Raw genomic sequence first — 12306 nt, 5'->3', positions numbered from 1 at the left:
TTTATTATAAACATTTGTGGACTTTTTAACAATCTTACCAACTCAAAGGATAGCGTCATACACCCGCAAAATACTATCTAGCTGCTGGTGTAATGAAAAGTGCTTTACCACATAATTCTTTTCCAGATATGCCATTTCTTTCAGTTGTTTTTGGGGCATACTTATTGCCTGCTCTAAGGCAGAACAGATTGAAGAAACATCTCCAATTTGAGCCACAAAGCCATGCTCTTTATCAGGGATCATCATGTTAATATCACCAACTGCTGTCGATAATAGCGGCAGCAGATTGTCACTTGCTTCTAGTAAAACCAGAGGAAAGCTTTCAGAATAAGAAGTCAATACAGCTAGATCCATTCGCCGATATAAATTTTTCAACTGCTTATGTGTCATGAAACCTTGAAAAGTAACTTGTGGTCCTAAATTTAACTTCCGGGCTAAGTCTTTTAGTGCCTTTAATTGTGAACCATCCCCAGCAATAAATAAGTGCACGTTGGCATTGTTTAGTTCTTTCAAAGCTTTTAATAACAAATCCTGACCCTTAACTTTTTCAGTTCTGGCCACATTCACAATATTAAAGTTAGGGTGTTCATACTTTGCCGGAATTTCACTGTCTTGATGAAAAAAAGTGCCATTATAAATGACATGAACTTTTTCAGCTTTTACCTTTGCCTTCTTTACCACTAAATCGGCAAATCTTTTGGTAACAGCAAAAATACAATCTGCCTTACGAATAGCACTGAGGTTAATTTTGGTAAACAATTTTCCACTCAGACCGCGATCAGCAAAATCAAGATAGGGATCTGAATGGATAGTTATGCACCATTTAGCAGTTATTTTGCGCCTAATTAGGGAAACAAACAGGTTTGCACGGGCACCATGAGTATGAACAATTTGATAATCGCCATTATTAATAAATTCAGTGAGTTTTTTTAAGCTTCTTAAGTCATAGCGGCTTGTTATTCCCAAAACATGCACCTTTATTTTTGCAGCTCTTGCAGCTTGAGCAACGGGTCCATCGCTTAAACAGAGCAAAGAAAAGTCTTGCTGTTCACTTTTTGCCTGCTTTAACAGGTTGATAATATGCGTCAAACCGCCGCCATTTTCCAGACCGGCATTAACATGCAAAACTTTCATAATTATTCTTTTCCCTTTTTTGATTTGTAAACTTCATTAACAAATCGTGGTAAAACCAGCATTCTTTTATAACGTGAAGGATTTTTAAGCAGGCGATAAAACCATTCTAAATGGGCTGACTGCCAAATTTGCGGAGCGCGTTTTGCCTTTCCTGAAAAAACGTCAAAACTGCCGCCAACTCCCATCATCAAAGCAGGTAATAAATTTTTACGTAAAATAGATAAAAGCTGTTCTTGCCGAGGTGAACCTAACGCAGCAAAAACTAAATCAGGTTCGGTCCGCTCAATTTGATAAGCAACAAGTTCAAGGTCTTCGTTAAAATACCCGTCCTCAGCACCAACTAGTTGAATATCAGAATAATCACGTGCAATTTTTGCCTGGATAGCATGTATTACATCAGGTTTAGCTCCTATCAGGTATACCCGTAGTCCCCGTTCATTAGCTAATTTCATCAGCCAAACAAATAAATCATAGCCGGTTACCCGTTGTTTAATAGGCTTTTTTAATATCTGACTTGCCTTAACAATGCCAATACCGTCAGCAGTGATATAATCAGCATCGTAAGTTAAAATTTTCATGAATTCAGGATTTTCATTAGCTGCCATGACAATTTCTGGGTTGGCGGTAACGATCAAAGTTGATTTGTGGGCGTTAATTCGGCCAATAAATTCGTTTTGAAACTGAGTAAAACTTTTATTATCGAAATTAACTCCTAAAATATTTACTTTAGCCATAACTATCTCCTACCATTCAATTTACTTTTATTTTACCAAATTAATATCCATTTCTGGACATGCTTTACCTTTTTTATAAATATGATACTATTAACTCGTCAAAATAATAGGAGTACCGATATGAAAAAAATTATTACTTACGGCACATTTGATTTGTTGCATTATGGTCATGTTCGTTTATTAAAGCGCGCACGTGAACTTGGAGATTACCTGATTGTGGGCCTATCAACCGATGAATTTAATCAGTTGCAAAAGCATAAAGAATCTTATAATACTTATGCGGAGCGTAAGTATATTCTTGAAGCCATTCGTTACGTCGATGAAGTTATTCCTGAAAAAGACTGGCAACAAAAAACAAATGATGTTAAAAAATACGGCATTGATACTTTTGTGATGGGAAATGATTGGCAAGGCAAATTTGACTTTTTAAAACCTTATTGCAAAGTAGTTTATCTGCCGCGAACGCCGGGAATCTCCACCACTAAAATCAAAAACGATTTGAAATAAAAAAAACTCTGAACTAACTGATTGAAGTTAATTCAGAGCTTTTTATTTAGAAAAAGTAAACTCAAAACGATCTGCCACATAGCTAGCCCTCGTATATTCAAAAGGGGTACCGTCTGATAATTCCGTTACTTGCAAACGCGTAATCAGCGCCTCACCCTTTTTGGCATCGAGTAAACGCGCAGCATTTTCATTTGCGACAGCTGCAGAAATATGTTCAGTTACCCGACCAATACTATAGCCACTTTTTTCTAAAGTTTGATATAAATGAGAAGAAATATCACTTTTTGACATATTCGCAATTACACTTTGCGGAATGGTTACTACTTCATAACAAATAGGAACATCATCGGCATAGCGAATTCGCTCCATCCGCAGAACTTCTTGTTTATCACTTAAGTCAAGCCTTTCCATTTCAGATAAAGACGGCTTACCAAAGCGATACGAAATCAACTTGCTGGATGGCGTTTGACCATTGGCATGGGTAATATCGGTAAATGACATAATACCTGACATTTTTTCCTGCACTTTTTGATTAGCAACATACGTACCGCTACCCAAACGTTGCTCCAAGATCCCTTCATCTTCTAAAGTTTTTATCGCTTGACGCAATGTCATGCGGGAAACACCGAACTTTTGCGCTAATTGTCTTTCAGCTGGTATCTTGCTGCCAACTTGATAATCATGATTTTCTATTTCTCTTTTAATTTGATTATGAATTTTGATGTACATTGGTTCTTCCATGTATACACCCCCATTACATCTTTTATTATAATCTAAATTGGTCTATTTTGCATAAAGCGCTATCATTCACCTATTTACTTTTAACTTTTTTTGGTGGTCCATTTCATTCCCCACAAGCGAAATTCAGCATCTTGCCCACATTCAACAGTAATTGATTTATCACTCGTCGCAATCACAGTCGCATGCATTTGTGCCTTGTTTTCTACCGCTAAATTAGCTCCGTTAGAGTTAAAAATAAGGTCATGTCCTTCTAGTTGTGCATGATCACTAAGTGCTAAAAAATATTCATATTCATTACCACCATTGAAGGTAACCCGCCGAGAATTACAATCAACTTTATCCTGAAAATCAGCGTGATTAACAATGACAGAATTATTAAGTGTAAGCTGAGCTTCTCCTGTCGCAATTAAACGATTAAGCCGACTATTTTGAATAATAGCATGCGGCTTCTTTTCAAAATAAATACCACCTTTAGCTTCGCTGCCAATGATATTAACCCAAGCCTCATCTGTAACAAACATTCCAGTATCTTCTTGTGATAATACCGTGCTATTAAGCATATTCAGCCAAACTTGTCCCTGCAACAGCAATGAGTCAACCTGAGAATTATTAACATCAAGCTCTACATTAGATTTTGTAAAAGTATCAATACTACCTTGAATGCGAGAATTATTAACTATAGCGGTACCGTGACCTTCTAAAGCTAAAGCACCGATATCCTTAGTAACATTTTTAATGGTAGAATCGTTCATCTCTAAGCGAAAATTTGCATCGGCAAATAAAGAAACGGAGCCGTTCATTATCACAGTTGAATATAATTCAAGAGTGACTTTACCATTTGCTGCAATAACGGCAGTATCATTGCCGAAGCCTTTAACTATACAATTGCGCAATGACAAAAAAGCGTTTGCTTCTGCTGGCAAAAACAAACTATTAGCGTCATCAACCGTATTAATACATAAGTTTTCTAAATTAATAAACTGACTGCCAGCATCAACATTAACATAACCAAGTATTGTTGTATCTTCAGGCAGATTGCCAGTTCCTTTAATTGTGATATCAGATAGATATATTCCTGTAGGCAATTCATAAAATCCGGGCTCTAATAAGAGAACATCATCTGCACGCAAGTCTTTTAAGGCATCGTGCCAGCTGATTTCCTTGCCACCAGCGCCCACTCGCACAAGTCTTGACATAAGTTTCCCTTCTCAATTAAAAGTAAGCTAGCATCTATTGTACTATGATTAGCGCAAAAATAGTTAAAATTTACCGATTTGATTTTTTAAGCTAAATAACAGCTCTATTGCAATTAAAAGTAACCATTAAATTTGTCAAACTACAATTTGCTAACTTCAAAAAATAATATATACAATATTGTTTTTTGCATATAAATACCACTTTATTAATATTGGTTCAGACCAATTATATACGATTTTTTATAAATAACACTTTTCAGCTTTTGTGAAATAAATAACTAATAAATTACCGTGCATAGTAATGACTATTTTGGCTTTTTTTAGATAACAAAAAGTATTTAATTCCTCGATATCAATAGTTGACCTACCATAAAAAATGCTGTATACCCTATGGTAAAGGTAAATGTATAAATTACATAAAGAGGTTTTAATTATGCTAAAGTTTAATAATGGAGAGGGAAAAAATAACGCCTATTATTTTTCAAAAAATAACAGGGCTAAGTTTTTTTCTTATAGTTTAATTGCAAGCGCTTTAATCGGTTCAGCTATGGTAACCACTGAAAAAGCGGTCTATGCCAGTGTTAACTCATCACCCATTTCAGTAAGTAATTCTGACACCAAAAATAATAACAATTTTAAAAATAACATTACTAGCAAGTCAGAAATTGAAAATAGTGTTACCAAAAGCACACAAAACGAAAAATTTACCGCTCGCGGTAAAGATAACAAGTGTGACTGGACCTATAACGAGGACACAAAGACCTTAACAATTAAAGGTGGGGTTTTGTCAGCGACACCAATCAGCCAGATGTTGGCCGATCATGATTACGAAGGTGAAAAAGTTAGTCCTAGCGATATCCAATATATTAAGTTTGAATTAGTGATGGCTGATTATGGCGAGTATCTAAAAGCTGGCCTAGCACGTAATTCTAGTAGCAAGTTTGCTAATTTACCGAATTTAATTGGTTTTATCGGTCTAGAAAATGTTGATGCCAGCAATGCCAGTGATTTAAGCAGTTTATTCGCTAATGACGTTAGTCTCAAGCAGCTTGATTTGAGCTCATGGGATACACTCTCAAACAGGGACATGAACAGCATGTTTAAAAATGATGTTCAATTAACTGAGGTCAATTTAGATAATTTTAGGACTGACAGTGTCTTTGATTTCAGTCACATGTTCGAGGGTGACACTTCTTTAACAACTCTAAAATTGGCTAACTGGAAAACCGGCAATGTCAAAAACATGAGTTATATGTTTAATGGGATAGCTGCTACGGATTTAGATGATATTACTTCTTGGCAAACATATAACGTCACTAATATGAGCTATATGTTCAATGATCCTAATTTAAGGCAATTAAACTTAAGCCACTGGGATACGGGTAACATTTTTGAAATGACAAGCATGTTAGACGGACTAGGCAATAACAGTAATGGTTTTATTCTTAGTCTCGGAAAGCATCGGCTGAAATCAGCAGCTTTTGCCACTTTCAAAATGCCTAAGGTTATCCCAGTAAGTAATGGCAGCATAGCTAAACCTGCAGGAAAAGCAATTTCGGTAGCAGAATTAGCAAAATTATACGATAAAGAAGATGTCAATTGTCCAGCTGAAACCTATGTCAGTCAGCCTATAACTTGGTCTAATGGTTCAATTGATCTAAATCACGCCACTAGTGACAACCACTTACCTGTTAATAAAGGAGACTCAAGTTTTGAGTCCAACAATTCTACCGCTGGTTCAGTCGGAACCACTACAGGTATTTCAACTAATGTCCCTCCTGTTTCTGCTCCCGCTAGTGAAGTCCAAAATAACAAAAAAGCCACAGAAGATGAGCCGGTCGCAATACCAGCCAAAGATGAAAAGCAAACGGTAGAGCCGCAGTCAGTTGATAGCAACAATGTTAAGGCGCCACGTACAATTTATTGCTCAATTCAGGTTTATGATAAAACAGGCAGTCCAATTCAAGGCTTTATTCTTAAACCAGGAATGACTGTTGAAACTTTCGGTACACAAACTATTAATAACCAAAAGTTTTATAAACTTGGTGAAAATATTTTTGCTAACTCACAAGACATTGAGGGTAAGAAAAGAAAAATCAAGCACAATTCATTCGTTTATAACAAAAAAGGCAAAAGAATTCGTAAATTACTGGTAAAGAAAGGCAAATCAGTTCGGGTCTATGGTAATCCGATCAAAATTAAAAAGAAGCTTTACTATGTAATTGATAAGAATATGTATATTAAGGTTAATAACATAGCCTGAAGTAACAAAAAAGACGACTCGTACGAGTCGTCTTTTTGATTATTGGGTTAGCTGGATTCGAACCAGCGCATACTAGTACCAAAAACTAGTGCCTTACCGCTTGGCTATAACCCAGTGATAATGGAGGAGGGTGGATTCGAACCGCCGAACTCAGGGAGAGCGGTTTTACAGACCGCCGCGTTTAGCCACTTCGCTACTCCTCCGTCACGCACGTTAATTATAATACCGAAAAACGTACGTGATTGCAAGCAAAATTTGCTTAAAAATTATTTCTTATTTTCTTTAACAAACTTTTCTAATCGCTTCAATCCCTCTTTAATTTGATCCATAGCAACAGCGTAAGAAAATCTAATATAGCCTTGTCCGCCCTCACTAAAGCTAGAGCCGGCAGAAACAGCTACATGAGCTTTATCAACCAATTCATAGATAAATTGATTATCATCTTGGTCGAAGCCCTCTGGTATTTTGGCAAAGATATAGAATGCACCTTGGGGTTTAGCACATTCAAAGCCTAATTTAGTTAAACCGGCATATAGAACATCGCGCCGCTTTTGAAATTCTTCTTTCATTGGCAGTGCATCATCCATTCCGTTCTTAAAGGCTTCTTCTGCTGCATCTTGCATTGGTGTTGGTTCAGTTGTGGCAATTGCTTGGTGAATTTTTGCAATTTGCTGCAAAATATCTTTTGGAGCACAAACAATCCCAATACGGTAACCGGTCATGGCCCATGACTTGGAAACGCCGTTCATTAAAATAACTTGGTCATGCAATGATTTTTCCATTGATGCGTGAGGCTGGTCATAGTTTAATTCACTATAGATTTCATCACATAGCGCAAAAATTGGTTTGTCGCGGATAACATCTGCTAATGCGTCCAATTCATCTTGACTATACATTACCCCAGTTGGGTTAGTCGGATAATTCATGACCAGCATTCGCACCCGGTCTCCGTACTGATCAATTACCTTTTGCAATTTTGCTGGCGTCAACTTAAAGCCGTCATCAGATGTGTTAACTTTAACAACCTCTATACCCTCATTAATAATGTTTTCATCCGTCATATAGAGCGGAAAAATAGGCGTGGGTACAACCATCACGTCGCCAGAATTAAGAGTTGCTAAAACGGCATCAAAAATTGATTCAGTCACACCGTTAGTAACTAGTACCTCAGTTTCCGGATCATAATTTTGATCGTATTTTTTACTCAAAAACTGACTAGCGGCTCTACGCAAACTCATTGTTCCATTTGAAGGAGCATAGTGAGAATGATTTTCATCAATACTCCTCTTAGCAGCCTCCTTAATATGGTCAGGAGTATTAAAATCGGGTTCTCCCAGAGTAAATTTAACTACATCAGGGATTTTACTAGCGTAATCTGAAAATTTTAAGATTGGGCTAGAAGGGGTTTCAGCTAGTCCCTTGCGGACATATTTAATTAATTTTGCCATATCTTTCACCAAACTTTCTTTTTAATTATCTAAATTATACCTTTAATAAAATTATTTTTCTACAAGATTTTTCTAATTTTTAGCTCATACAATTGGTATAAAACAAAATCGTTTTAATTAAAAAACACCTTTAATTTTTGAATTAAAGGTGTCTTTTAAAATGCAGATTATCTTAGCCTTGTATTTGGTCTCTTAGTTTAATCATCGCAGGATAATTGTTGGTAAAAATACCTGCAACATGTTCCTGAAAATATTTTTTGGCAGTTTGGGGATCATCTACCGTCCAAATACGCTCAGTTATTGCTTCAGTCGCCGGCAAAAACTTTCCCGGATGAATACCAGCAAAATGATTATCTTTAACTAGTTTAGCCGAATTAGTTACATCCTCATCGGTTAAGTAACAATAAATTTGCTTAGGGTCAATCTCCTGACAATTTTTCAAAGTAACATAATCGAATGACGAGTAAATAATGGGATGAATAAAATGATAGTTCTGTGCGAGATTTAAAACAATTTTTTCAATTCCAGGATAATGAATAGTATTTGTTTTAAGCTCTAAATTAATCTGAAGATCGCGATTTGCGAGTAACGCAAATAATTCTTTCAGTTCTGGTACCCGCTCACCGTTTGCTAGATGCAACTTTCTCAATTCTTGAAGAGTGTAGTCCTTAATATAGCCGCTACCATCAGTTGTACGATCAACCTTTTCATCATGCATAACTACCGGGACACTGTCTTTGGTTAAATGAACGTCAAATTCAATCCCTTCAGCCCCGTTTTCAACTGCGTTACGAAAACCTTCCATCGAATTCTCAGCAAATTTAGCGGGATAACCCCTATGGCCAAATACAATTGTTTTGTTGTTACCGCTATTCATATTTTTATGTTTGTTTTACCTCATTTTGAATATAAACATTACAAACAAAGCACAGAAAATATAATAAACCCATTCATATAAAATTTAAATAGCAAAAGCTAAATAATTGTACTTTATTTTCTTCATCTTTTACTGGAATTAAACAGGCAAAAAAAGAAGCAGTCTATTTAAAACTGCTTCTTTTTCGGGTTGGGTGTTCGTAAGAACAATTGGGTTAGCTGGATTCGAACCAGCGCATACTAGTACCAAAAACTAGTGCCTTACCGCTTGGCTATAACCCAATGCCATTTGAGCTTTTACTTGATTGCTCAACATTAAATAGTATAGGAAATTGTGTCCTGCAAGTCAAGCAAAAAAATATTTTTCTTATGATAAATTGAGCTCATAGGCATTTCTGGCACTGTTTTCAGTCTGATCAACCTGAACTATCCCCCGGTAATTAAACCCTTGACTTTTAATCAGGCCCTGCATGCGCTGATTAAGTGCGTGGGTATCAATACGGAAGTTCTTGATGTCCAGCATTAGACCACGAGAAATTAAATTTGACATCATAAATTGACTCAGGTGCTGTCCGCGAAATTTTGTGCTAATTGCAATTCTGTGAATAGTAGCATATTGTTCACTAGTATTTGCCCAAGAACCGTCTATTTGTGCATAGTTGGGATCAGGTGTTGTCAGTAAAACTGCCACTCCCGCTATGGTTTGATCTGCTACAAGGCAATAAGCACGCTCTTTAGCTATATCTTCAGCAAGCATTTCCCGATTGGGACTGCCACTTTGCCACTGAGGAATGCCGTCTTTTTTTAATAGCTTCTTTGCTTCATCAATGATGATCATAATCTGATCCAGATCTTCTTTTTTGGCCAAACGAATGTATACTAACATTTTCATATCCTATCTTGTCAAACTTATAAGTGAAAGCAAGAGCAGCCCGTCAACAACGCTGCTCTTTTTAAGGCTCAAACCCAGAGTTGTATTTTTTACTTTTTACAATGTATGTGGGAACGCTGATAAAGTGCAAAGAACAAATATTATCATTATGAGAGATACTAAAGCCATAATAATTGTAGTCGCCATCATGCAACGATCCTTGAGTATTAAACAAATCGCCAGCGTGCTCCCATTCCTGATAATAATTCCGGTCGGCACTTTCTTCTTCGCCACTGCCGACATAACCAAAAATCATTTGTTTTAAACCAAAATAGATACTCTTTTTTAGTTCTGTCATAGTCATTGTCGAATTAGGATTATAAAACCCAGCCATATCTTCAACAAAGTTGTCATCAAGTTTTAAGCCGTTAGCATTGCATGCACGAACAATTCCGGGAACATAGTGGCTGTCTTTAATGGTCTTATTGTTTTTACTGTACTCTAGCGCAATGTCAGCGGCTAACTTACCTGTTCCGCCACTTGCAACCCACGGAGCTAGGTTTAAATCATTTCTAGCCTCATTGATCAGTCTTAAAGAAAAAGCTGTTAGATCACCAATCTGCTGTGGGGTTAGCTGACCTAAATCTACTTGGGTTTCATCATCAGCTTTACTTTCAGATACTTTTAGACGGCTAAAATCATTGATCTTCATCCCCTGCATTGATGCATCAATAAAACTTTTACTTGGTTTGCCCTGATAGGCAGATAACAGTTCAGTTTTAGTATAGCCGCTTGGCAGCACCATCTTTGCTTTGGTATAAACACGTTTGGTACTCTTTTTAATGACTTTGACATCTTTAGCCAGAATCCAATGGGAATTGTTGCCAATTTTATAAGCCATTTTCTTTTTCTTGCCAATCTTTTTCTTTGCGCTATAGGGATAGCGGTATTTAGATTGCGCATAAAAGTTGGAATGCTTACCAGATAACTTATAAAGTCGTACTTTTTTCTTCTTTTTTACTTTAACGTAACCTTTAATAGTAGCTGCTGCTGCTTGTTCAGGTTCACCTAAAGTCAATCCTGGAATTGTGATTAAAAAAATAATATTAACGACGGCAATAGCAAGTTTGCTTTTCTTCATAATCTTCCTCGAGAGTTACTCTTATATTGGCTCTTTTTGGTATAAATTTAATTCTAAACTTATTACTAGAGAATTCCAATTAAATTATTTTTTCAATTCAAAAAACAACTTGAAATATTAGTTAATTTACTAAATTGGTAAAAATAAAACTAAGTAACTAGAAAATAAAAAGCAGACGCTAATTCACGAGCGTCTGCTGATATCAATCTTTATTTTTAACAGCCAGCTAATTAGTACCAACCATTAGCTTGCCAAAATTGTTTAGCAGCTGCCCATGAACCATAACGACTCGCAACGTAATTGTTAGCAACACGTTCTTGGTTAGCAGCTGAGTAGTCACCATTAAGGTATGAAGCAGAAAGTTGGTATTTACCAATGTACTGTCCATTTTGTGCACTGTATGAGCCACCGGATTCACGATTTGCAATCCATGCCTTAGCCCCTGCTTCTGTATCAGAAGCAGCAGCAGTGTAATTTACATTATTATAATTTGTAGAATCATTATTAGCAGCAACTGTACTGTTTTGCGTTACGCTGCCGGTTGCAGCTGCTGTATTTTGAGATTCATTTGCTGGGTAGTAGCCTTTATTAACATATTTAGCTCTAACCCATTGATTCTTGCCTAGGTCATACCACTTGTGACCCTTCTTGTCATAAGCAGTTTTAATGACTTTCCAAGAAGAATTACTTGGTAAAATTTGCCCAGTAGCTTCAGGATGTTTGTAACTGTCCCAAACACGAATTGAATTGCCATCAACGTAGTTTACAGTCACAACTGCTGCATCATTTTCCACAGTAGCTGCTTGAACATCGCTAGTATTAGCCTTGCTCATGATCGCAACTCCTGAAGCAGATAATGCTGCTACTGCTGCTGATTTAACTAAGATAGATTTTACCTTCAAAAAAATTCTCTCCTTAAATAAAAATCCTTAACAATTTTTTCAAATCAAAAATAGCAAAGTATTATTCAATTTGATGGTTTATATAGTACAACGTTAAAGTTGCAGAACCATAACAGGAATATCACTCAACTTTTAAGAATTAATTACCTCTGCCACTCAAAATGTCACACTTGTAACACAAATTTATTCTAAATTTAGTGCTTGAAAACGCTGCAGTAGCAAGGGATTAAACTTGAATTGCTAATAGCAAGAACACCCGTTTGCAATGTGCAAACTTCGCTGAACAAAACTGATTTTGCAACACAAATGAAAAACTTTGACTAGTTTTACTCGTTTACCCAATAAAGTGTTATAGTAAAATTTAGATTTGGCAGAAAGGAAAAACACAATGAGCAAATACGAAGTTATTTTAGATGAAGAAGACTTGCAAATGATTAAGGATTGTCATTCCAAAAATCCTGCAATTATGAAAGCAATGGAAAACGCTAAAAAA

General features: G+C 36.3%; 11 protein-coding genes and 3 tRNA genes. 2 read left to right on the top strand and 12 right to left on the bottom strand.

What is annotated here, in order from left to right:
* Positions 1-42: 42 nt before the first annotated feature.
* Both H3T47_RS08130 and H3T47_RS08125 read right to left on the bottom strand, forming a co-directional pair.
* On the bottom strand, positions 43-1134 hold the full coding sequence (locus H3T47_RS08130; protein ID WP_199283132.1) for a glycosyltransferase: 1092 nt from the start codon (positions 1132-1134) through the stop codon (positions 43-45).
* 2 nt (positions 1135-1136) lie between these two features.
* On the bottom strand, positions 1137-1868 hold the full coding sequence (locus H3T47_RS08125) for a WecB/TagA/CpsF family glycosyltransferase (protein ID WP_046326790.1): 732 nt from the start codon (positions 1866-1868) through the stop codon (positions 1137-1139).
* A gap of 120 nt (positions 1869-1988) precedes the next feature.
* Between H3T47_RS08125 and tagD the strand changes: the two genes are divergently transcribed.
* The gene (gene tagD / locus H3T47_RS08120) at positions 1989-2375 is read left to right on the top strand and encodes a glycerol-3-phosphate cytidylyltransferase (protein WP_038521479.1); all 387 of its coding nucleotides are present in this window, start codon (positions 1989-1991) and stop codon (positions 2373-2375) included.
* A 42-nt stretch (positions 2376-2417) separates the two neighbouring features.
* On the opposite strand, the gene H3T47_RS08115 is transcribed toward tagD, so the two are convergent.
* Both H3T47_RS08115 and H3T47_RS08110 read right to left on the bottom strand, forming a co-directional pair.
* The gene (locus tag H3T47_RS08115) at positions 2418-3116 is read right to left on the bottom strand and encodes a GntR family transcriptional regulator (RefSeq protein ID WP_038521477.1); all 699 of its coding nucleotides are present in this window, start codon (positions 3114-3116) and stop codon (positions 2418-2420) included.
* An 80-nt stretch (positions 3117-3196) separates the two neighbouring features.
* On the bottom strand, positions 3197-4312 hold the full coding sequence (locus tag H3T47_RS08110; protein ID WP_109918075.1) for a hypothetical protein: 1116 nt from the start codon (positions 4310-4312) through the stop codon (positions 3197-3199).
* Positions 4313-4745: 433 nt separating this feature from the next.
* Between H3T47_RS08110 and H3T47_RS08105 the strand changes: the two genes are divergently transcribed.
* On the top strand, positions 4746-6575 hold the full coding sequence (locus H3T47_RS08105; RefSeq protein WP_199283131.1) for a BspA family leucine-rich repeat surface protein: 1830 nt from the start codon (positions 4746-4748) through the stop codon (positions 6573-6575).
* Positions 6576-6617: 42 nt separating this feature from the next.
* Here H3T47_RS08105 and H3T47_RS08100 read toward each other — a convergent pair.
* The 8 genes from H3T47_RS08100 to H3T47_RS08065 form a co-directional block, all read right to left on the bottom strand.
* Positions 6618-6689: transfer RNA gene (locus H3T47_RS08100), tRNA-Gln, on the bottom strand.
* A gap of 7 nt (positions 6690-6696) precedes the next feature.
* Positions 6697-6778, bottom strand: a tRNA-Tyr gene (locus H3T47_RS08095).
* Between the two features lie 63 nt (positions 6779-6841).
* The gene (locus tag H3T47_RS08090) at positions 6842-8023 is read right to left on the bottom strand and encodes an aminotransferase class I/II-fold pyridoxal phosphate-dependent enzyme (protein ID WP_199283130.1); all 1182 of its coding nucleotides are present in this window, start codon (positions 8021-8023) and stop codon (positions 6842-6844) included.
* 172 nt (positions 8024-8195) lie between these two features.
* Positions 8196-8900, bottom strand: a complete 705-nt coding sequence (locus H3T47_RS08085; protein WP_199283129.1) for a glycerophosphodiester phosphodiesterase family protein — start codon at positions 8898-8900, stop codon at positions 8196-8198.
* 209 nt (positions 8901-9109) lie between these two features.
* Positions 9110-9181 (bottom strand) — tRNA-Gln (locus H3T47_RS08080).
* An 85-nt stretch (positions 9182-9266) separates the two neighbouring features.
* Positions 9267-9785, bottom strand: coding sequence for a GNAT family N-acetyltransferase (locus H3T47_RS08075; protein WP_199283128.1), 519 nt, complete (start codon positions 9783-9785; stop codon positions 9267-9269).
* A gap of 67 nt (positions 9786-9852) precedes the next feature.
* Positions 9853-10911: an SEC10/PgrA surface exclusion domain-containing protein gene (locus H3T47_RS08070; protein WP_199283127.1), complete on the bottom strand. Its 1059-nt coding sequence runs from the start codon at positions 10909-10911 to the stop codon at positions 9853-9855.
* A 230-nt stretch (positions 10912-11141) separates the two neighbouring features.
* Entirely contained in the window at positions 11142-11813 is a 672-nt protein-coding gene (locus tag H3T47_RS08065; protein WP_046326783.1) for a hypothetical protein, read from the bottom strand.
* Positions 11814-12306: the final 493 nt, after the last annotated feature.

This window comes from Lactobacillus sp. W8093 (assembly GCF_016100925.1).
GTDB lineage: Bacteria > Bacillota > Bacilli > Lactobacillales > Lactobacillaceae > Lactobacillus > Lactobacillus helsingborgensis.
This window is presented reverse-complemented; position numbering and strand designations above follow the sequence as displayed.